The sequence below is a fragment of the Stenotrophomonas indicatrix genome (assembly GCA_041545745.1).
GTDB lineage: Bacteria > Pseudomonadota > Gammaproteobacteria > Xanthomonadales > Xanthomonadaceae > Stenotrophomonas > Stenotrophomonas indicatrix_A.
Map to the genome: position 1 here is coordinate 3,417,090 of CP168152.1, position 22,269 is coordinate 3,439,358.

The 22,269-nt window shown below is 66.9% G+C and carries 15 protein-coding genes; 6 read left to right on the forward strand and 9 right to left on the reverse strand.

The features are described 5' to 3' along the window. Positions 1-209: 209 nt before the first annotated feature. The 7 genes from pbpC to prpB form a co-directional block, all read right to left on the reverse strand. Positions 210-2,594 carry a penicillin-binding protein 1C gene (gene pbpC, locus ACEF39_RS15700; protein WP_500285717.1) on the reverse strand — a complete coding sequence of 795 codons (2,385 nt, stop codon included), beginning with the start codon at positions 2,592-2,594 and terminating at the stop codon, positions 210-212. A 49-nt stretch (positions 2,595-2,643) separates the two neighbouring features. Then, complete coding sequence (locus ACEF39_RS15705; protein WP_500285718.1) at positions 2,644-7,566, reverse strand: alpha-2-macroglobulin family protein; 4,923 nt, start codon at positions 7,564-7,566, stop codon at positions 2,644-2,646. 209 nt (positions 7,567-7,775) lie between these two features. Beyond that, complete coding sequence (locus tag ACEF39_RS15710) at positions 7,776-9,236, reverse strand: bifunctional 2-methylcitrate dehydratase/aconitate hydratase (RefSeq protein WP_500285719.1); 1,461 nt, start codon at positions 9,234-9,236, stop codon at positions 7,776-7,778. 125 nt (positions 9,237-9,361) lie between these two features. Beyond that, a complete protein-coding gene (prpF, locus tag ACEF39_RS15715) occupies positions 9,362-10,540 on the reverse strand; it encodes a 2-methylaconitate cis-trans isomerase PrpF (RefSeq protein WP_500285720.1) in 1,179 nt (392 codons plus the stop codon). 51 nt (positions 10,541-10,591) lie between these two features. Then, the gene (gene acnD, locus ACEF39_RS15720) at positions 10,592-13,210 is read right to left on the reverse strand and encodes a Fe/S-dependent 2-methylisocitrate dehydratase AcnD (protein WP_500285721.1); all 2,619 of its coding nucleotides are present in this window, start codon (positions 13,208-13,210) and stop codon (positions 10,592-10,594) included. A gap of 117 nt (positions 13,211-13,327) precedes the next feature. After that, the gene (gene prpC, locus ACEF39_RS15725) at positions 13,328-14,485 is read right to left on the reverse strand and encodes a bifunctional 2-methylcitrate synthase/citrate synthase (protein ID WP_089236472.1); all 1,158 of its coding nucleotides are present in this window, start codon (positions 14,483-14,485) and stop codon (positions 13,328-13,330) included. Between the two features lie 35 nt (positions 14,486-14,520). Then, entirely contained in the window at positions 14,521-15,414 is an 894-nt protein-coding gene (gene prpB / locus ACEF39_RS15730) for a methylisocitrate lyase (RefSeq protein ID WP_500285722.1), read from the reverse strand. 156 nt (positions 15,415-15,570) lie between these two features. On the opposite strand from prpB, the gene prpR reads away from it, so the two are divergent. Beyond that, positions 15,571-17,154 carry a propionate catabolism operon regulatory protein PrpR gene (gene prpR / locus ACEF39_RS15735; protein ID WP_500285723.1) on the forward strand — a complete coding sequence of 528 codons (1,584 nt, stop codon included), beginning with the start codon at positions 15,571-15,573 and terminating at the stop codon, positions 17,152-17,154. Positions 17,155-17,304: 150 nt separating this feature from the next. On the opposite strand, the gene pdxH is transcribed toward prpR, so the two are convergent. Further along, positions 17,305-17,904 carry a pyridoxamine 5'-phosphate oxidase gene (gene pdxH, locus ACEF39_RS15740; RefSeq protein ID WP_500285724.1) on the reverse strand — a complete coding sequence of 200 codons (600 nt, stop codon included), beginning with the start codon at positions 17,902-17,904 and terminating at the stop codon, positions 17,305-17,307. Between the two features lie 40 nt (positions 17,905-17,944). On the opposite strand from pdxH, the gene ACEF39_RS15745 reads away from it, so the two are divergent. Then, on the forward strand, positions 17,945-18,772 hold the full coding sequence (locus tag ACEF39_RS15745) for a kinase (RefSeq protein ID WP_500285725.1): 828 nt from the start codon (positions 17,945-17,947) through the stop codon (positions 18,770-18,772). 6 nt (positions 18,773-18,778) lie between these two features. Here the strand turns inward: ACEF39_RS15745 and ACEF39_RS15750 are convergent, their stop codons facing one another. After that, on the reverse strand, positions 18,779-18,982 hold the full coding sequence (locus tag ACEF39_RS15750; RefSeq protein ID WP_049465447.1) for a dodecin family protein: 204 nt from the start codon (positions 18,980-18,982) through the stop codon (positions 18,779-18,781). A 98-nt stretch (positions 18,983-19,080) separates the two neighbouring features. On the opposite strand from ACEF39_RS15750, the gene ACEF39_RS15755 reads away from it, so the two are divergent. The 4 genes from ACEF39_RS15755 (at position 19,081) to hemE (ending at position 22,211) form a co-directional block, all read left to right on the forward strand. Then, positions 19,081-19,623, forward strand: a complete 543-nt coding sequence (locus tag ACEF39_RS15755) for a shikimate kinase (protein WP_346559766.1) — start codon at positions 19,081-19,083, stop codon at positions 19,621-19,623. Beyond that, complete coding sequence (gene aroB, locus ACEF39_RS15760; RefSeq protein WP_500285726.1) at positions 19,620-20,732, forward strand: 3-dehydroquinate synthase; 1,113 nt, start codon at positions 19,620-19,622, stop codon at positions 20,730-20,732. Before ACEF39_RS15755 ends, aroB begins: the two co-directional genes overlap by 4 nt. 128 nt (positions 20,733-20,860) lie before the next feature. Next, positions 20,861-21,100 carry a WGR domain-containing protein gene (locus ACEF39_RS15765; protein WP_099818886.1) on the forward strand — a complete coding sequence of 80 codons (240 nt, stop codon included), beginning with the start codon at positions 20,861-20,863 and terminating at the stop codon, positions 21,098-21,100. A 28-nt stretch (positions 21,101-21,128) separates the two neighbouring features. Then, on the forward strand, positions 21,129-22,211 hold the full coding sequence (gene hemE / locus ACEF39_RS15770; protein ID WP_500285727.1) for a uroporphyrinogen decarboxylase: 1,083 nt from the start codon (positions 21,129-21,131) through the stop codon (positions 22,209-22,211). The last annotated feature ends 58 nt before the right edge of the window (positions 22,212-22,269 follow it).

A 22,269-nucleotide genomic window follows, 5' to 3' on the forward strand; every position in this document is an offset into this window, starting at 1 on the left:
AAGGTTGGCAGCTACCGGGCCATGGTGCATCAGGGGTGCCGAGCCATGCACATCGAACGGGTCCTGATACATCGGTAGCGCCGGGTCATGCCCGGTGAACGCCTTGGTAGTCGCCCACCTTGGTGGGTGCTTCTGCGCGTGCCAACCAAGGTTGGCACCTACCGGGTCATGGTGCATCGGTAGCGCCGGGGCATGCCCAAGATCGGCATCTACCTGAGGACGTTGAACCGTACCTGCGTCCAGGCGCCGTCAGCGGCCAGCGCGGTCAACGTATGAGCCCCCGGATCGGCAAACTCGCGCTGCATCAGCTGCGCACCGCGCGTCTGCGCGATCCAGCGGCCATCCAGCAGCCAATCCACGGCCTGTTCGCTGCCCAATGCGCGCAGCTGCAGGCGTACACCGTGCTCGGCATTCGGCGCACGCGCCAACGTCGCGCCCTCGTTGAGGCCATCGATATGCAGGGCCACACTGGCCTCACGACCATCGTCGCGGCAGTCCGCTGACAGCACGGGAAGCTGTGAGGCATCGCGCGTGGCCTTGGGCAGCCAGGGTGACAGCAGCGCCGGCCATCGCGCGATTTCACGCGCGACCTCTTCATGCGGTGCGCTGCAGTCAGCCGATACCCGCAGGCCGGTGCGCGCGTCGGCCAGATAACGTTGACGACCGGGCTGCCAACGCCGCGCGTCGCGCTCCGGGAACGTGGGCGGCGCCGCGCCGTCCAGCAGGTAGGCCGACAACCGTCGCTGGCAGAGCGCGGTGGGCAACGCTTCGGCCAGTTCACCGGTCGGCCAGCAGATGTCCGCCTGGGTCACGCTGGCCGGCATCGGCACGGCCGCCGCATCGCCGCGCTGACGCGGCAGGCTGTCGACCACTTCGAACATCAGCGGCAACGCCGTGACCGCACCGTACTGGCCCGGCAAGGGCGTGCCATCGGGCCGCCCCACCCACACGCCCACGGTGTAGTGGCGGGTACTGCCGATCGCCCACGCATCGCGGTAGCCATAGCTGGTACCGGTCTTCCAGGCCACGCGCGGCCGCCCGCCAACGTCGAACGTGCCAACGCCATAGCCCGGGCGCGGATTCGATTCCAGCATCTCGCGCACGATCCAGCTGGCACCAGGCGAAGCCAGCCGGCGCTCGATCATCGGTTCGTCATCGGTGTAGCGCACGCGGCCGGCAATGCCGTTGCGGTTGAGCGCAGCGAACGCACCGACCAGGTCTTCCAGCCGCGCGCCGGTACCGCCGAGGATCAGCGACAGATTGGGCGAACTGCCCGGCGGGAAGCGCAACTGGATGCCGGCGTGCGACAGGCGTGCGGCGAAGCGTGCCGCACCTACCCGCTGCAGCAGATCGACCGACGGCACGTTCAGCGACAGACGCAGGGCACTGGCGGCGCTGATCGGTCCGTTGAAGGCCATGTCGAAATTGCCTGGCCGGTAGTTGCCGAAACTCTGCGGTGCATCCACCAGCAGGCTCTCGGAATGGATCAGGCCATCATCGAGTGCCATCGCGTACAGGAACGGCTTCAGCGTGGAGCCCGGGGAACGCCAGGCCTGCACCATGTCCACGTGACCCAGCCGTTGCCGATCACCGAAAGACAGCGTGCCGACGTACGCACGCGCCTGCAAGGTCTGGTTGTCGACCACCAGCAGCGCCGCCGAGGTGCGCTCGGGCAGCGTGGAGAAATAGCTGGCGACGCGCTCTTCCAGGGTGCGCTGCAGGCCGATGTCGATGCTGCTCTGGATCCGTGCCTGCCCCGGATGCGCGGAGTGCAGGCGCTGGGCCAGCAATGCGGCATGCAGTGGCGGACGCAGCGAGCGTGCAACCACGTTCTCGATGCGCGCATCTTCCACTTCGTCCGGCGTCCACGCGCCGAGCTCGGCCATGCGCGCCAGCACCTTGTCGCGTGCCTTCTGTGCCGCTTCGGGATGGCGGTCCGGGCGCAGCCGGCTGGGGGCCTGTGGCAGCACCGCCAGCAGTGCGGCCTCGGCATGCGAGAGCTGTGCGGCCGGTTTGCCCAGATAGGCCCAGCTGGCCGCTTCCACGCCCTCGATGGTGCCACCGTAGGGCGCGCGCTCCAGATACAACGCGAGGATCTCGCGCTTGGACAGGTGCACTTCCAGCTGCAGTGCACGCAGCATCTGTTTCAGCTTGCCCCAGGGGGTGCGTGTATGCGGATCCAGAATGCGCGCGACCTGCATGGTCAGGGTCGAGCCCCCGGAGACGATGCGGCCACCGCGCAGCAACTGCCCGCTGGCACGCAGGATCGCCAGCGGATTGATGCCCGGGTGCTGCCAGAACCAGCGATCCTCGTAGGTCAGCAGCGCCTGCAGGTACAGCGGCGAAACGCTGTCGACCGACGCCGGATAGCGCCACACGCCCTCGGCGTCGGCGAACGCACGCAACGGGCTGCCGTCAGCGGCAACCACCAGCGTGCTGGTGTCGCGTTGCCTGGGCAACGGCGGCGGGAAGGCGAAATCCAGCACCAGCAGCAGCGCCAGCAAGGCAGCGGTGCCCCAGCGCAGCCATGGCCACAGCGGTTGCAGCCGCTGCCGCAGGCGCGGCAGCCGCGTTTTCAGCGATCCCACCTTCATCCACGGCATCCAGTGGGACGGGCCGCGCCGTCGCGGCCCGTCCGCACGGTCACGGCTGTACCACCGTCAACGTGGTCGGGTTGCTGCGGCCGACGCCACGCAGCTGCGGCCGGTACATGTCCTCCACCAGCGGCGGCGGCACGGTGTAGGTGCCCGGGGTGACCGCACGCACCAGATAGAACACATTGGCCTTGCTGCCACGCGAGAGCTTCAGCGCCGCCACGTAGCGGTCATCGCGGAACTCTTCGTGCTTGGTATCGGCCGCTTCGCTGCGGTCGCTGATGGTGATGCCATCCACCACCACATCGGCCCACTGCTTGGCATCGCCCAGGTTGAGGTTCTCGATCTCCAGGCCCGCCGGCAGCAGATCGGTCAGCAACGCATCGGGCATCTCGCTGTCGGCGGTGACGGTGACGCGCACGATCAGCGCTTCACCCTCCTTCAGCGGACGCGGCGACCAGGGCTTGCCATCGGTGCCGAAGTAACTGCGCTCCACGCCGATCACGCTGTTGTCCGGCGCCGGTGCGCTGCGCGGAATGCCGGCCACGTCGATGCTGGCGAACATCGGCGGCTGTCCCTGCGGGGTGAAGCGCACGCCCGCGGCCAGCTGTCCTGCATCGAAGTTGCGGCCAAACAGCTTGCGCTCGCCGATGGCTTCGGTGCTGCCACCGATCACCAGTTCGCCGGCCACCAGTGCCTTCTGGTTGGCGGCCAGTGCCTTGCCGAGGCGGGCGATGGCCACCTGTTCCTGCGTGCTCAGCCACATCCACCCGCTGCTGCGGCGCGCATCCAGGCCACGGCCAAGATCGACCGCGCGTGCATCCCACGCCGGCTTGGCCAGCTTGTTCTCGTGGGTCAGCGCGATCATCAGCGCATCATCACGTACGGCACTGCCGTAGTCGCCGAAGTACGAGGGGCGTTCGCTGCTGGACTTGGCGAAGCCGGCCGCAAGAGCGGCCTGGCCACGCTTGGCATCGCCCTGCAGCGACAGCGCCACGCCCAGGTGCACCAGCGAAAGGCCACCGACGGCCTTGCTGCGTTCGTTGTCGTACAGCGTGCGCAGCGTACCCAGCGGCGCGCGGTTGACGCGGGCCAGCACGTAACCCGAGTACGCCTGGTTGGCGAACTTCAGGCTCTCGCGTTTTTCCTGGCCATAGAACTGGTTACCACCGGACAGCAGGTCTTCGCTCAGGCGGTTCAGCGCCTTCTGCAGCACGTTGTCCGGCACCGCGAAACCACCGTCCTTGGCATCGAGCAGGAACTCGGCGATATACGGCGTCAGCCACGGGTTCACGTAGCCGTCGTCACCCCACATCGAGAAGTTGCCGTTGGCCACCTGCATCGATGCCAGGCGACCGAACGCACCTTCCATGCGCTCGCGACGGGTCTTCGCGTCCAGGCCGTCAGCGCCGAGCATGGACGACGTGGCCTGGTCCAGGATCAGCGCGGCGTAGCCCTTGCTGGTGGTCTGTTCGGCACAGCCGTACGGGTAGTTCAGCGCGCCCTGCAGCGCGCTGGCGAACGGAATCGGCGGCAGCGGGCTGACCAGCAGGCGGGCATTGACCGATTCGGACATCAGCCCATCCATCAGGCTGCCATCCAGGCTTACCGCCGCCAGCGGATCGAGCGTGCGCACCTGCGAACGCAGCACCTGCGGCCACGCCGCGCGTACCGGCAGATCGTAGCGGCGGTCGGCCTTGAAGCCGTTGCCATCCACACGCACGCGCACCTTGGCCACGCTGTGGCCCTCGCGCGCGGACAACGGGAAACTCAACGTGGTCTTGGCATCAGCATTGAGCTGCACGCTGCGCGTGCCCTCGCTCAGGCTCAGCGGGCCTTCGCTGTCAACGCGCACATTGAACTGACCCGGCTTGCCGGTGAAGTTCTGCACGTCCAGGGTGACGGTGCTGCGGTCGCCCGGGGCGAGCACGCGCGGCATGCTGGCCTCGGCCAGGATCGGCGCGCGCACCACGGTTTCCACATCGCGCTTGCCGTACTGGTCATCGCTGTAGACCAGCGCCGACACACGCAGGGTGCCGTTGAAATCCGGCACCTTCAGGCGGATGCGGGCAATGCCCTTGGCATCGAGCTGCACCGGGCCGGAGAAAAGATCCACGGTCTGCACGCGCGCGGTCGGCCGCTTGGCCTGCGGCAACGCCTGCAGCGCCATGTCGCCGCCGAACTTCAACTTGCCACTGCTGCCGTCGAAGCTCTCGATCACCCGGCTGTAGATGTCATAGGCATCGATGCCAAGGCGGCGTTGGGCAAAGAAGTGTGCGCCGGCATCGGGCACCGGGAAGCGGGTGATGTTGAGAATGCCCACGTCCACAGCCGACACCGTGACGTGCGCGGTCTTGCCGGCCAGCTGCGGTGCGCTGACCGTCACCGGCAGGTCCTGCTCCGGTCGCATCTGCTTGGGTGCGGCCAGGCCGACGGCCACGGTGCGGCCCTTGCGGTCCATCGGCACGTGCACCACGCCTACGGCACGGGCGGGAGTGATCTTGCTCGGCGCACTGCCACCGCGGAACACCAGCGCGGTGATGTAGACGTCGTGGCGCTCCCAATCGGCGGTGACCGGGATCTTGTAGGTGGCACCGGGCTTGGCGTCGATGTCCTGCACGTACAGCATGCGGTCGGTCTCGACCATCAGCACGCCCTTGCCGGCGTGCGGCGGGGTCACCGTCACTTCCAGGGTATCGCCGGCCTTGTAGCCGGTCTTGTCCAGGCCCAGCTTGACCTTGTCCGGGCGGGCATCGAGGCCACGGTTGTCATCGCCCCAGCTCCAGCCGGCGCGGAACGGATAGCGGCTGGTCAGGCCGGTGGACGGATCGAACACGTCCACCCGGTACTCGCCCCACTCCACCGGGAAGTCGAAGGCCACCGCGCTGCCGCCGGCATCGACGGTACGGGTTTCCTTGTTTTCGAAGCGGCGGGTGAAATCGTAATCCCAGCGGTTGTCGTTGAAGGTCCAGTGGTAGTCGCGCAGCTCGCGCACCAGGGTGATCTTCAGGCCCTTGGCCGGCTGCGGCTTGCCGTCCGCATCCACGCGCATCAGTTCAAAGCGCGCGTTGCCGTTGGAATCAGCACCGTCGTTCGGATTGAACAACGGGCGCACGCCGACCAGTGCGGCGGCCGGCCACACCACCCGTTTCAGGGTGCGGGTGACCGTGCGGCCACCGGTTTCATACAGGCTGCCGGACAGCACCACCGCGATCGGCGCCTTCGCTTTGACCGCTTCTTCCGGCAATGACACGTCTTCGCGCAGCTGGCCATTGGCCGGCAGCGTGGTGTCGATCACATCCTTGGCTTCGCGCGGCAGCTGCAGGGTCGGGTCGCCGAAGAAGTAACCCGGCAAGCCCTCCACCGGCTTCTGTTCGGCGGCCACCGCCATGCGCGCGGTGAAGCGGTTGCCATCGGCCGGGGCACCGTACAGATAGGCGCCGTTGGCCTGCAGGCGCAGGTCTTCACCCGGCTTCAGGGTCTTCTGCGCGCTGTCCAGGTCCAGCTTCATGCGCTCGGGCAGGAACTCCTCGATGCGCAGGGTCATGCCCTGGATCGCTTCCTTGCTGGCCGGGTCGGTGCGGAACTCGACCTGCCAGCGCCCGGTCGGCGCCTCGGCGGGAATGGTCTGCTCGAAGTTGATGTAGCCCTGTTCGCCCGGTTGCACGCGGGTTTCGCGGAAGGTCTTGCCGTCGGGCTGCTTCAGGCGCAGGAACACCGGCTGGGCGCTTTTACCAGGCCCGCCGACCGGCTTGCCGTCGTTGTCACGCAGCAGCGCCGACAGGCGCACCGTCTCACCCGGGCGGTACAGGTCGCGGCCCGACCAGGCGTAGACATCGAACCAGGCGTTGTCACGGCCGGCCACGGCGAACTCGCTCAGGTCCAGCGCGGGCTGGTTGAAGGGCAGGAAGCTGGTGTCCTTGCCACTGCTGGCCACCAGCACGTGGGTGGCATCCAGGGTGTAGTTCAGCAGCGCATTGCCGTTGCTGTCGGTGCTGCCCTTCAGCACCACCTCGCCCTTGGCATCGAGCACGCGCAGGTCGATACCCTTCAGCGATGCACCGTCCTTCAGCGCGGCGGTATGGACGAACAGCTTGTCCTTGTACGCGCGGGTGTGCAGGCCGATGTCGCTGACCGAGAAGAACGCGGTATCGAACTCACCCTCGTAGTCACCGGTGCGCTTGAGCAGGGCGAAATACAGCCCCGGCTCCTGCAGCTCCTTGATGTCCTGGGTCGGCAGGTAGGTCAGCACCCGCTCGTTCTGCTTGCCACCCAGAATGAAGCGGTTGACGTAGACCGGCTCGGCCAGCTTGTTGATCGGGCTGCGCTCGTAGTCGCTGCTCAGCTCCCAGCTGCCACGGCGACCGCCGCGCTGGTACTGGCTGAAGAAGGTCGGCAGGTCCTTTTCGCGCACGCGCAAGAACTCGACGTCGACTTCCGGCACGTTCACCGACACCACCGGCAGGCCACGGCTGTCCTTGGCCGGCAACACACTGCCCTGCGAGGCGAAACCGGCTACCGGCTTCAGCTCGCCGCTGAACACCTTCTGCTTCAGTTCCTTGCCCAGGCGGCTGCCATCGGCGGCCAGCAGGTCCGGCGAGACCACCAGGCTGAATTCCTTGCCGGCTTCGACGAAGGGGTAGCGCAGGGTCAGGCCGTCGTCGGACAGCGTCCAGCTGCTGTCATCGTTGCCGACTTTCTCTTCGAAGCGCACCAGCTTGTCGAAGTCCTGGGTGCCGACCAACGGGCGCGAGAACTCCAGCGCCAGCGACAGGCCTTCACTCTTCTGGTCCGGGTAGGCACGCAGCAGGGTGAACTCCTTCACCTGCTCGGCCTTGGTGGCGATGGCTTCGCCGCTGGCCTTTGGCAGCTGCCCGCTGTCGTTGCGGCAACCGGCCAGGCCCAGCAACAGGCCTCCTGCCAGCACTGCTGCCGTCCATCCCCACCGCATCCGCCGTGCCGGACCGCTCATGTCGTCACTCCTTGATCGAGGTGCCCATTATAGGGCCGCCGCGTCAAGGCGTTGACGCCGGGCACCCGGTACCGGAAACCCGGTAGGTGCCAACCTTGGTTGGCGCTGTGCGTCACGCATCCGCTGCCGGCGCTGTGCCAACCAAGGTTGGCATCTACCAGGGCAGGTCCAGCGCGGGTGCCCGGTGGAGCATCGGAACGGGCCCCGCCCTACCCCGGCAGGTACAGGTCCACGTAGTCGGTCACCGGCATCGCCGCCAGCGCCACCGGGTCCAGCGAGGCGGCCAGGATGCGCTGCTGCTGGGCGGTGGGGAAGCGGTGCGCCAGGTGCCGGCGGAACTTGTCCATCAGCAGCGGGATACCCTCTTCGCGCCGGCGCGCGTGGCCCAGCGGGTACTCCACCAGCACCTCCGGCAGCGCGCTGCCGTCGTCGAAACGCACCTTCAGGCCGTTGGCGATGCTGCGCTTGTCCGGGTCCAGGTAGTCGGCACTGAGCTGCGGGTCTTCATGGCAGGCCATCTTCGCGCGCAGCGTGTCGATGCGCGGATCGGCCGCCATGTCGTCCTCGTAGTCCTCGGCCACCAGCCGTCCATGCAGCAACGCGATGGCCACCATGTACTGCACGCAGTGGTCGCGGTCGGCGGGATTATGCAACGGGCCCTGCTTGTCGATGATGCGGATGCAGGCTTCCTGGGTACGGATCGCGATGTGTTCGATGTCATTGGCCGTTCGCCCCTGCGCGCGCAGCTGCTGGTGCAGGATGATCGCCGCCTCCACCGCCGTCTGCCCGTGGAATTCGGCCGGGAAACTGATCTTGAACAGCACGTTCTCCATCACGTAGCTGCCGAAGGGGCGGCCGAGGGTCAGCGCCCGGCCATGCATCGATACCGCCTCGAAGCCCCAGGTCGGTGCACTGAGCACGCTGGGGTAGCCCATCTCGCCGGTGGCGGCCATCAGCGCCAGGCGCACGCCACGGCTGGTCGCATCACCGGCTGCCCAGCTCTTGCGCGAGCCGGTGTTGGGCGCATGCCGGTAGGTGCGCAGCGCCTGCCCGTCCACCCAGGCCAGCGACACCGCATTGAGCATGCGCTCGCGGTCCAACCCGAGCATCTGCGCGACAACGGCGGTGGTGGCCACCTTGACCAGCAGCACGTGGTCCAGACCAACGCGGTTGAAGGAGTTCTCCAGCGCCAACACGCCCTGGATCTCGTGCGCCTTGATCATCGCCAGCAGCACGTCGTGCACGGTCGGCGGTGGGCGCCGCAGCGCGGCTGCATTGCGGCCGAGCCAGTCGGCTACGGCGAGGATGCCACCGAGGTTGTCCGAAGGGTGACCCCATTCGGCGGCCAGCCAGGTGTCGTTGAAATCCAGCCAGCGCACCATCGCGCCGATGTTGAAAGCCGCCTGCACCGGATCCAGCACGAAGTTGGTGCCTGGCACGCGCGCGCCATTGGCCACGCTGATGCCCGGCACCAGCGGACCCAGCAGCTTGCTGCAGGCGGGGAAGGACAGCGCCTCCAGCCCGCAGCCAAGCGTGTCGAGCAGGCAGTGATGCGCAGTCTGGAACGCCAGCGGCGAATCGATGCGGGTGTCACGCACGTAGTCGACGATGTCCACCAGCAGCGCATCCCAGGCTGCATGCGCGTTGGATGGGGGGTGGCTGTTGGACATCGTTCGGTCTCCTCGTTGGGGTGCACGGTTGCCCGTGCACCATGCCAACCAAGGTTGGCATCTACCAAAGCAATCGGTCTCCGCGGCCCGGCAGTCGCCAACCTTGGTTGGCGTTTACCAGAGCATCACTCGGCTGGCACCCGCACCTTGCCTTCCATCAGTACGCGGGCGCTGCGGCTCATGATGGCCTTGGCCACCGTCCACTGACCGTCAACGAGGGCTGCCTGCGCTCCCACGCGCAACGTGCCTGACGGGTGCCCGAAGGTAACGGCCTCACGCTCGCCGCCACCGGCCGCACGATTGACCAGCGTGCCGGGGATGGCCGCAGCGGTACCGATCGCCACTGCAGCGGTACCCATCATCGCGTGGTGCAGCTTGCCCATCGACAGCGCGCGTGCATGCAGATCGATGTCCGCAGCCGAAATCGCCTTGCCGCTGGACGACACATAGTCCTGCGCGGGAGCGACGAAAGCCACCTTCGGCGTGTGCTGGCGGGTCGCCGCATCTTCCAGCGTCCGGATCAGGCCCATGCGCAATGCACCATGGGCACGAATCTTCTCGAAGCGCTCCAGCGCCGCCTTGTCTTCGTTGATCGCCGGCTGCAGTTCGGTGCCGGTGTAACCGAGGTCGGCAGCGTTGAGAAAGATGGTGGGGATGCCGGCGGTGATCATCGTCACCTCGAAAGTGCCCACGCCCGGCACGTCCAGCGTATCGACCAGGTTGCCGGTGGGGAACATCGCGCCAGCATCGCCATCGTCGGACGGGTCGATGAATTCCAGCTGGATCTCGGCCGCTGGGAAGGTCACGCCATCCAGTTCGAAATCGCCGTTCTCCTGCACTTGCCCATCGCGCATCGGCACGTGGGCGATGATGGTCTTGCCGATGTTGGCCTGCCAGATGCGCACGGTGCACAGGCCATCGCGCGGCACCCGCGCTGGATCGATCAGGCCGTTGGCGATGGCGAACGGGCCGACGGCGGTGCTGAGATTGCCGCAGTTGCCGCTCCAGTCGACGAATGCCGTGTCGATCGAGACCTGACCGTACAGATAGTCGACGTCGTGATCCGGCACGGAAGCCGTGGAGATGATCACGCACTTGCTGGTGCTGGAGGTGGCGCCGCCCATGCCGTCGGTCTGCTTGCCGTACGGGTCGGGCGAACCGATCACACGCATCAGCAGGGCATCGCGCGCGGCGCCCGGCACCTGTGCGGCTTCGGGTAGGTCCTGCAGGCGGAAGAACACGCCCTTGCTGGTGCCGCCGCGCATGTAGGTGGCGGGAATACGGAGTTGCGGGAGAAATGCCATGGATCGGTTCCTTGCAATGAAAGACGGCCCGTTGCCGGGCCGTCGGATGTCTCACGCCACCTTGGCGCCTTCCAGGAAGTCCTGGGCGAAGCGCTGCAGCACGCCGCCTGCTTCGTAGATCGCCACTTCCTCGTCGCTGTCCAGACGGCAGGTCACCGGCACGATCACGTCCTGTCCATCACGACGATGGATCACCACGCTCAGCTCCGCGCGGGGCGTACGCTCACCAATCACGTCGAAGGTCTCGGTGCCGTCGATGCCCAGGGTCAGGCGGGTGGTGCCCGGCTTGAACTCCAGTGGCAGCACGCCCATGCCGATCAGGTTGGTACGGTGGATGCGTTCGAAGCCTTCGGCCACGATCGCCTCCACGCCGGCCAGGCGCACGCCCTTGGCGGCCCAGTCACGCGAACTGCCCTGGCCGTAGTCGGCACCGGCGATGATGATCAGCGGCTGCTTGCGCTCCATGTAGGTCTCGATGGCTTCCCACATGCGCATGACCTTGCCTTCCGGCTCGACGCGCGCCAGCGAACCCTGTTTCACGCTGCCATCTTCATTACGCACCATCTCGTTGAACAGCTTCGGGTTGGCGAAGGTGGCCCGCTGCGCGGTCAGGTGGTCACCGCGATGGGTGGCGTAGGAATTGAAGTCCTCTTCCGGCAGGCCCATTTTCGCCAGGTATTCGCCCGCAGCGCTCGAGGCGAGGATCGCGTTGGACGGCGACAGGTGGTCGGTCGTGATGTTGTCGGGCAACACCGCCAGCGCACGCATGCCGGCCAGCGAGCGCTCACCGGCCAGTGCGCCCTCCCAGTACGGCGGGCGGCGGATGTAGGTGCTCTGCGCGCGCCAGTCGTACAGCGGACTGACCTTTGCAGCGTGCTCCACGCGTACGTTGAACATCGGGTTGTAGACGCTGCGGAACTGCTCCGGCTTCACCGCCGCCTTCACCACCGCATCGATCTCGGCGTCACTCGGCCAGATGTCCTTCAGGCGCACTTCGTTGCCGTCGGTGTCCACGCCCAGCACATCCTTTTCGATGTCGAAACGGATGGTGCCGGCAATGGCGTAGGCGATCACCAGTGGCGGCGAGGCGAGGAAGGCCTGCTTCGCGTACGGATGGATGCGGCCATCAAAGTTGCGGTTGCCCGACAGCACAGCGGTGGCGTACAGGTCGCGATCGATGATTTCCTGCTGGATCTCTGGATCCAGCGCGCCGCTCATGCCATTGCAGGTGGTGCAGGCGAAGGCGACGATGCCGAAGCCCAGCTTCTCCAGGTCCGGCAGCAGGCCGGCCTCTTCCAGGTACAGCTGCACCGCCTTCGAGCCCGGCGCCAGCGACGACTTCACCCATGGCTTGCGCAGCAGGCCGCGCTCGTTGGCCTTGCGTGCCAGCAGCGCCGCAGCGATCACGTTGCGCGGGTTGGAGGTGTTGGTGCAGCTGGTGATGGCGGCGATGATCACCGCACCGTCCGGCATCAGGCCCTGCGCCTGTTCGGCCTTGCCGGCCTCCAGCTTGGCGGCATCGGCGATGCCACGCTCGACCAGTTCCGATACCGGCAGTCGACGATGCGGATTGCTCGGGCCGGCCATGTTGCGCACCACCGTCGACAGATCGAAGCGCAGCACGCGCTCGTACTGTGCGGTGGCCAGGTCATCGGCCCACAGGCCGGTGCTGCGCGCGTAGTTTTCGACCAGTGCGACCTGCTTTTCCTCGCGACCGGTCAGGCGCAGGTAGTCAAGCGTTTGCCCGTCGATGTAGAACATCGCGGCGGTGGCGCCGTATTCGGGGCACATGTTGGAGATGGTGGCGCGATCACCGATGGTCAGTGCAGCGGCACCCTCACCGAAGAACTCAAGCCAGGCGCCGACCACGCGTTCCTTGCGCAGGAACTCGGTCAGGGCCAGCACCACGTCGGTGGCAGTGATGTCCGGCTGCGGCTTGCCGGTCAGCTCGACGCCGATGATGTCCGGCAGGCGCATCCACGACGCGCGGCCCAGCATCACGTTCTCCGCTTCCAGGCCGCCCACGCCGATGGCGATCACGCCCAGCGCATCCACATGCGGGGTATGGCTGTCGGTGCCCACGCAGGTATCGGGGAAGGCCACACCGTCCTGCACGTAGATCACCGGCGACATCTTCTCCAGGTTGATCTGATGCATGATGCCGTTGCCCGGCGGAATCACGTCCACGTTCTCGAAGGCCAGCTTGGTCCAGTCGATGAAGTGGAAGCGATCTTCATTGCGGCGATCCTCGATGGCGCGGTTCTTCTCGAACGCCTGCGGATCGAAACCACCGCACTCCACCGCCAGCGAGTGATCGACGATCAGCTGCACCGGTACCACCGGATTGACCTTGGCCGGGTCACCGCCCTTGTCGGCGATCGCATCACGCAGGCCAGCGAGGTCGACCAGCGCGGTCTGGCCGAGGATGTCATGGCACACCACGCGCGCCGGGAACCACGGGAAGTCCAGGTCGCGACGGCGCTCGATCAGCTGCTTCAGCGAGTCGGTCAACGTGGCCGGGTCGCAGCGACGCACCAGGTTTTCGGCCAGCACGCGCGAAACGTACGGCAGCGTGGCATAGGCACCGGGCTGGATGGCATCGACCGCGGCGCGCGCGTCGAAGTAGTCCAGCGAGGCGCCGGGGAGGTTCTTGCGATAGTCGATATTCATGGGCTGGCGGAATGCTTGAGGCGGGCCGGGTGCCGGCGATGCGGCGGCGAAAACATCCGGCCGGCACGGGGCCGGCCGGATGCATGCAGCAGTGCAACAGTGCAACAGTGGCGATGATCAGGAACGCTTGTCGATGGCCACGAACTCACGATCTTCCGGGCCGATGTAGTTGGCGCTCGGACGGATGATCTTGCCGTCGATGCGCTGCTCGACGATGTGCGCGCTCCAGCCGGCGGTGCGGGCGATCACGAACAACGGGGTGAACATTGCGGTCGGCACGCCCATCATGTGGTAGCTGACAGCGCTGAACCAGTCCAGATTCGGGAACATCTTCTTGATGTCCCACATCACCGTTTCCAGGCGCTCGGCGATGTCGTACATCTTCAGGCTCGACTGTTCTTCGGACAGTTCGCGGGCGACGTCCTTGATCACCTTGTTGCGCGGATCGGACACGGTGTAGACCGGGTGGCCGAAACCGATCACCACTTCCTTGCGCTCGACGCGGGCCTTGATGTCTTCCTCGGCTTCGTCCGGGTTGTCATAGCGCTTCTGTACTTCGAACGCCACTTCGTTGGCGCCACCGTGCTTGGGACCGCGCAGCGCACCGATGCCACCGCAGATCGCGCTGTACATGTCGCTGCCGGTGCCGGCAATGACGCGGCAGGCGAAGGTCGAGGCGTTGAACTCGTGTTCGGCGTACAGGATCAGCGAAGTGTGCATCGCCTTCACCCACGAATCCTGCGGCTTCTCGCCGTGCAGCAGATGCAGGAAGTGGCCACCGATGGAGTCATCGTCGGTTTCCACGTCGATCGCGCGGCCGTTGTGGCTCCAGTGGTACCAGTACAGCAGCATCGAGCCCAGGCAGGCCATCAGCTTGTCGGCGATGTCACGTGCGCCCGGATGGTTGTGGTCGTCCTTCTCCGGCGACACGCAGCCGAGTACGGACACGCCGGTGCGCATCACATCCATCGGGTGCGCCGACGGCGGCAGCTCTTCCAGCGCAGCCTTCACCGCAGCCGGAATGCCACGCAGCGACTTCAGTTTGGCCTTGTACGAAACCAGCTCGGCGCGGGTCGGCAGCTTGCCGTGCACCAGCAGGTAGGCGATTTCCTCGAACTCGCTGGTGTTGGCCAGGTCCAGGATGTCGTAGCCGCGGTAATGCAGGTCGTTGCCACTGCGGCCGACGCTGCACAGCGCGGTGTTGCCGGCGGCGGTGCCGGACAGGGCGACGGACTTTTTCGGCTTGAAGGTCGGGGTTGCGGTCGTATCGTTCATGTTTCCCTCCGAAACTTGATGGTGCAGGGTACTGCTTATTTCTTGGCGGCGAACAGCGCATCGAGCTGCTGCTCGAAGGCGTGGTAGCCGATACGGTCATACAGCTCCTCGCGGGTCTGCATGCTGTCGATCAGGTTGCGCTGGTGGCCTTCGCGGCGGACCGTCTGGTAGACATTCTCGGCAGCCTTGTTGGCGGCGCGGAACGCCGACAGCGGGAACAGCTGGATGGCCACGCCGGCCGAGGCCAGCTCGTCGCGGCTGAACAGCGGGGTCGCGCCGAATTCAGTGATGTTGGCCAGCACCGGCACCTTCACCGCGTCAACGAAGCGGCGGTAGGTATCCAGGTCGTAGGCGGCCTCGGCGAAGATGCCGTCGGCACCCGCTTCGACGCAGGCGATGGCACGTTCGATGGCCTTGTCCACGCCGTCCACCTGGATGGCGTCGGTGCGCGAGATCAGGAAGAAGTCCGGATCGGTCTTGGCGTCGGCAGCAGCCTTCACGCGGTCGACCATTTCGCCCTGCGAGACGATCTCCTTGCCCGGGCGATGACCGCAGCGCTTGGCGCCGACCTGGTCTTCGATATGGCAGGCGGCCGCGCCGGCCTTGATCAGCGACTTCACCGTGCGCGCGATGTTGAACGCGCTCGGGCCGAAGCCGGTGTCGATGTCGACCATCAGCGGCAGGTCGCAGACATCGGTGATGCGGCGCACGTCCACCAGCACGTCTTCGAGGGTGTTGATGCCCAGGTCCGGCAGGCCCAGCGAGCCGGCCGCAACGCCGCCGCCGGACAGGTAGATGGCACGGAAACCCGCGCGCTTGGCCAGCAGCGCATGGTTGGCGTTGATCGCGCCGATCACCTGCAGCGGCGATTCGGCAGCCAGCGCCTCGCGGAAGCGGGCACCAGCGGAGAAGGGGGTGGAAGCGGTCATGCGGCGATCCAGGTTGAAGGACAGAGGGGTAAGCGCAAGCACCGTGCCAACCTGCAAGCGCTTGATTTCACGGGAATGACCAGCCAACCGCAGTGAAACATATGAAACATTGAAACAGATGTATCATGAAACATCGCCACACCTGACCCCCGCGCCATGTACCTGCCCCGCTCGCCCCTGCGCCACGCCGATGCCGACCCCGGCCGCCCGGTGATCTGGACCGTCAGCGTTTCGCGCCTGACCGGTCTGCTTGGCGATGTCATTCCCGAATTCGACCGCCGCGCACGCATCGAGCAGATCAACCTGGGCTTCGAGGAAGCAGTGGCGGTGATCGGCCAGCGCCTGCGCCGCGAGCACTGCGACGTGGTGATCGCCGGCGGCTCCAACGCGGCTTGGCTGCGCGGCCGCCTGGACCTGCCGCTGGTGCCGATCCAGGCCAACGGTTTCGATCTGATGGAAGCGCTGGCGCGGGCGCGCCGCATCGCCCCACGCATCGGGCTGGTCACCCACGCCAGTGACGTGCCGGTATTCAGCAGCTTCCAGCAGAGCTTCGGCCTGGACATCGAGCATCGCCGTTTCGTCACCCGCGAAGACGCCCGCGACTGCATCGCCGACCTGCGCGCCAACGGCATCGAAGTGATCGTCGGTACCGGCATGGCCATCGACCATGCCGAACAGGCAGGCCTGCCGGGCGTGCTGCTGTACTCGGCCGATTCGGTGCGGCAGGCTTTTGAGCATGCGCTGGAACTGACCCAGACCCTGGCACGCTCGGCGGACGCGCGCCCAGCCGCACGCCGAAGGACCGCACCGCGCGCCGATGCGCATGCGCTGCTCGGCGACAGCAACGCGATGGCCGACGTGCGCGCACAGATCGCGCTGTACGCCCCGCACGACAGCACCGTACTGGTTACCGGCGAGACCGGCACCGGCAAGGAACTGGTTGCACGCCAGCTGCACGCCGCCAGCGGTCGTCGCGGTCGTTTCGTTGCGCTGAACTGCGGCGCGATCAGCGAATCGCTGCTGGAGGCCGAGCTGTTCGGCTACAGCGATGGCGCCTTCACTGGTGCACGGCGCGGTGGTCGCGTCGGCCTGGTCGAGGCCGCCGATGGCGGCACCCTGTTCCTGGATGAGATCGGTGAACTGCCGCTGCCGTTGCAGACCCGCCTGCTGCGCGTATTGGAAGAACGCGAAGTGCTGCGCGTGGGAGCGACCGAGCCCACGCCGGTGGACCTGCGCGTGGTCGCCGCCACCCTGCAATCGCTGGAGCAGCGCGCGGCAGCTGGCAGCTTCCGTCGCGATCTGTATTACCGGCTGGCGGCGCTGCGCATCGCGCTGCCCACCCTGCGTGCGCGTCGCGGCGATATCCCGCTGCTGACCACGCACTTCTTCCGCGAGCTGCGCGGCATCGATGCACCACTGGACGCAGAGGCGATGACCCTGCTCAGCGCTGCCGATTGGCCGGGCAATGTGCGTGAACTGCGCAACCTGGTGGATAGGCTGCGCATCCACTGGCAGCCCGGTGAAGGACTGATCGATGCAGCACGCCTGTTGCAGCTGGCGCCGGAGCTGGTGAGCGAAGGCGCCGCCACACTGCCGCTGGAAAGCAACGGCAAGCGCCCACCGCGTGCGCAGTTGGAGGCGCTGCTGCAGGAACACCGCAATGACCGCGAGGGCATGGCACAGGCGCTGGGCGTCTCACGCACCACGCTGTGGCGGTGGCTGCGCGCGGAAGGGTTGTAACCACCTATTGCCTGGTGGGTGCGAACCGATGCCTATGGGTGCGAACCTTGGTTCGCACCGCTCTTCTGTCAAGCATCTCATCCACGCATGGCGTGGATCTACTGGCATCACGGGGCACTACAAGTGCCACACGCGCCTCATCACGGCGCCTTACGGGTACAGCAGACGCTTGCTCCAGCGCCCTTCGGCACCGGCCTCATAGCACCAGCGCTCGTGCAGGCGGAACTGCGCGCCGTACCAGAATTCGATACGGTCAGGCACCACCCGCAGACCACTCCAGCCGTCCGGACGCGGCACGTCCTTGCCGTCGAAACGTGCCTCGACCTCCGCCACGCGTGCGTCGAACTCCTCGCGCGTGCTCAACGTCTTCGACTGCAGCGACGCCCATGCGCCGATCTGGCTCATGCGCGGACGGCTGGCGAAATAGGCATCTGCCTCGGCGTCGGCCACCTGCTCCACGCGCCCCTCGATACGCACCTGGATTCCGGCCTCGCGCAGGCTGCGCCACAGGAACAGCAGCGCCGCCTGCGGATTGGCCTGCAACTCGGTGCCCTTGTGGCTGTCCAGGTGGGTGTAGAACACAAAGCCGCGCTCGTCGAACGCCTTCAGCAGCACGGTGCGCGCCGATGGCCGGCCCTGCGTATCGGCAGTGGCTACGGTCATCGCATTGGGCTCGACTTCGCGGCTCTGTTTCGCTTCTTCAAACAGGGCGGCAAAGGTCGACAGGGCTTCGGCGTACAGGTCGCTCATGACAGCATTCTTCTCACACGGTTTGGGCTATTGTGGCGGCATGGTCGCTGCTGCGTACATGCCCCAGGTGAAAGGATTCCTCGAAACAGTGGTCGAGCAGGCGCTGGATGACGCGCTGGGCAGCAGTACAGCCGTTCCAGTATTGGCGATCAGCGGCCTGCAGGGGAGCGGCAAATCGACGCTGGCTGCGCAGGTGGTCGCCCGTGCCCAGGCCCGTGGCCTGAACGCCGCAACGCTCTCCATCGACGATGTCTACCTCACCCGCGCGCAGCGCCAGCGCCTGGCACGTCAGGTGCATCCCTTGTTGATCACCCGTGGCCCGCCGGGCACCCATGACCTGTCGCTGGCGCATGCGGTGCTGGATGCAGTGGCCGCACGACAGCCCCTGGCCCTGCCCCGCTTCGACAAACTGGCCGACGAGCGCCTGCCCGAAGCGCAGTGGCCGCAACTCGAAAAACCGCTGGACCTGCTGGTGTTCGAGGGCTGGTTCCTCGGCACTCCGGCGCAGGACGCCTCCGAACTGGATACTCCTCTGAACGCTCTGGAGCGCGAGGCCGATGCCGATGGCTGCTGGCGGCGCTGGTGCAACCAGGCGCTGGCCCGCGACTATCCGGCGCTGTGGCAGCGCTGCGACCGTCTGTGGTTCCTGCAGCCCCCGGATTTCTCGGTGGTACCGCGTTGGCGCTGGCAGCAGGAGCAGAACCTGCAGGCGGGCCAGCCGGGCCGGCACGGCATGAGCCGGCCGCAGCTGGAGCGCTTCGTGCAGTACTACGAGCGGGTCAGCCGGCAGGCATTGCGTGCGCTGCCGGCCATTGCCGACCGGATGGTAGTGCTGGATGCGCAGCGCCAGGTGCAGGCGCTGCGCTGAGCAGGTTCATTCGACCAGGAAGGTGATCCGCAGGTTCACCCGCCATTCGGTGATCTCACCGTTGCCGTCGGTGACCACCTTGGTCTCGTTGATCCAAGCGCCCTGAATGCCCTTGACCGTCCCGGACACCTTCTTCAATCCGCTGCGCACCGCGTCCTCCACGCTCTTGGGCGAGGACGCATTGATTTCGATGACCTTGGCAACCGACATGGCAGGTACTCCGTCAGGCGCGGGAAACCCCGCAGGAACCCCCAGCCTGACGTGAAGAACGTAAAGGCCAAGGCACGGAGGTGTTAGCATCAGAGGGCATGAATCCCGCTCCGAACCTGATCCTGATCGGCCCCATGGGTGCCGGTAAAACCTGCATCGGCCGTCGCCTCGCCGAGCGCTTCACGCTGGACTTCGTCGACGTCGACCAGGCCATCGTCGATGCGACCGGGGCCAGCATCCCCACGATCTTTGAACATTCCGGCGAGGCTGGCTTCCGCGCCCATGAGCGCCAGGCACTGGCACAGGTGCTGGCCGGCCGTGGCCAGCTGGTGTCCACCGGCGGTGGTGCCGTACTCGATCCCGACAATCGTGCCCTTATTGCCCGGCGAGGCTTTGTCGTCTACCTGCGGGTCAGCGTCGCAGCCCAGCTGGAGCGCCTGTCACGCGACAAGGCGCGCCCCCTGCTGCAGCGGCCGGACCGCGAACAGGTGCTGCATGATCTGGCGGCGCATCGCGACCCGCTGTATCGCGAGCTGGCCGATGTCACCCTTGATACCGACCCGTTTACCGCTGCCGATGCGACCGCCCAGCTTGTGCTCAAGCTGGCCACGCACTGGCAGCGACAGGACCCCACTGCATGACTTCCCCTGCCCTGCTGCAGGTCGCCGTTGGCGGCGACCGCCCCTATTCCATCACCATTGGCGCCGGCGCCCAGACCGAAGGTTCCGCATTGGCCAGCCATGTGCGTGGTCGTCATGTGCTGCTGGTCAGCGACAGTGAGGTTGCACCGCGCTATCTGGATGCCGTCAGGCAGACCCTGCTGGACGCACGCCCGGAGCTGATCGTGGCTGAGCATGTGCTGGCTGCCGGCGAAGCCTCCAAGACCCTGGCCGAGTTCGGCTCGGTCATCGAGGCACTGGCTGCGCTCGGTGCGACCCGCGATGCCTGCGTGTTCGCCCTCGGCGGCGGTGTGGTCGGCGACCTTGCCGGCTTTGCCGCAGCCTGCTGGATGCGCGGCGTCGACTGCGTGCAGCTGCCGACCACGCTGCTGGCGATGGTCGACTCCTCGGTGGGCGGAAAAACGGCCGTGGATATCCCGGCCGGCAAGAATCTGGTCGGCGCGTTCCATCCGCCGCGTGCGGTGATCGCCGATACCCGCGTGCTGGCCACCCTGCCGCCGCGTGAACTGCGCGCCGGCCTGGCCGAAGTGGTGAAGTACGGTGCGCTGGGTGATGCCGTGTTCTTCGAATGGCTGCAGCAGCATGCCAACGCACTGGTGGCCGGCGAAGATGCCGTGATCGCCGAGGCCATCGCCCGCAGCTGCCGGCACAAGGCGGCGATTGTCGAGCGCGATCCGTTCGAGAAGGGCGAACGCGCCCTGCTCAACCTCGGCCACACCTTCGGCCACGCCATCGAAACCGAACAGGGCTACTCCGCACCGGGGCGCAATGCGCTCAACCACGGTGAAGCCGTGGCGGTGGGCATGGTGCTGGCGGCCCGCCTCTCCACTCAGCTGGGCCTGGCCGACGACGCCGACCGGGTGCGCCTGCAGGCCCTGTTGGAGCAGTTGGGCCTGCCGGTGGCAATCCCCGTCGGACTGGACCCGCAGGCCCTGCTCGGCCGCATGCGCCTGGACAAGAAGAACGTGGCCGGCCGCCTGCGCCTGGTGCTGTGGCGCGGCATGGGTCGTGCCGAAGTGGTGCCGGATGTGGATGAAGCGGCGGTACTGAAGGTACTGGGCGAAGGCTGACCGCTTCCGCATTCGCCGGGCATGGCCCGGCGCTACCGGGGAGGTTTCATGAGGTTGCCGGCCAGCGGCCGGCACTACCGGATCAGCGTTGCGGCAGGGGTCACACCACCCCCGCTACAATCGACGCCATGCACGTCCACCTGCAACAACCCGCCGACGGTGCCCAGGCACCGCGCTTCCTGCGCCTGACCCTGGTCCCGGACCTGTTCGGCGGCTGGGAGCTGCTGCGCGAATCCGGCCGCGTCGGCGCCCGCTCGCAGCTGCGGCGCGAGCTGTACCTCAAGGCCGACGAAGCCCGCCACGCCTACGAGAAGGCCCGCGATGCCGAACTGCATCGGGGCTTCCAGATTCTTTCGCACGGCGACTGACTGCGCCGCTGCCCTTTTTGCCCAAGGAATGCCCACTGTGACCAGCCCTCTCCGCAACGATCGCCTGCTGCGCGCCCTGCGCCGCGAACCGGTGGACTGCACCCCCGTCTGGCTGATGCGCCAGGCCGGCCGCTACCTGCCGGAATATCGCGCCACCCGGGCCAAGGCCGGCAGCTTCCTGGCCATGGCCAAGAACCCGGAGATCGCCTGCGAAGTCACCCTGCAGCCGCTGCGCCGCTTCCCGCTGGACGCGGCCATCCTGTTCTCGGACATCCTCACCATTCCCGATGCAATGGGCCTGGAGCTGTACTTCGTCGAAGGCGAAGGCCCCAAGTTCCGCCACCCGGTGCGCGATGAAGCGGCCATCGCCAGGTTGGCGGTGCCGGACATGGAACAGGACCTGGGCTACGTGACGGACGCGGTGCGCCTGATCCGCCGCGAGCTGGACGGCCAGGTGCCGCTGATCGGTTTTTCCGGCAGCCCGTGGACACTCGCCTGTTACATGGTCGAAGGCGGCGGCAGCAAGGATTTCGCGCGCATCAAGGCGATGGCGCTGAATCATCCGCAGGCCCTGCACCGCCTGCTGGAAGTAACCACCGACGCGGTGATCGCCTACCTTGGCGCGCAGCGCGCCGCCGGTGCGCAGGCCCTGCAGGTGTTCGACACCTGGGGCGGCGTGCTGTCGCCGGCGATGTACCGTGAGTTCTCGCTGCGCTATCTGCAGCGCATCGCCGAAGGCCTGGAGCGCGGCGAAGGCAGCGAGCGCACGCCGCTGATCCTGTTCGGCAAGGGCACCGGCCTGCACCTGGAAGCGCTGTCGCAGACCGGCGCCGATGCGCTCGGCCTGGACTGGACGCTGGACCTGGATGAAGCGCTGCGCCGCACCGGTGGCCGCGTTGCCCTGCAGGGCAACCTGGATCCGACCACGCTGTATGCCTCGCCCGATGCGATCGCCGCCGCGGCCGCACGCGTGCTCGATACCTATGCCGCCGGCAATGGCGGTTCGCGCGAGGGCCATGTGTTCAACCTCGGCCACGGCATGTCGCCGGACATGGACCCGGCCCATGTACAGGTGCTGGTCGACGCGGTGCACGCACACAGCCAACGCTGAGCATCCCGCATGCAGTCACGGCGCGATGTTGATCGCGTCGTGACCCGCAGTGCGCGAT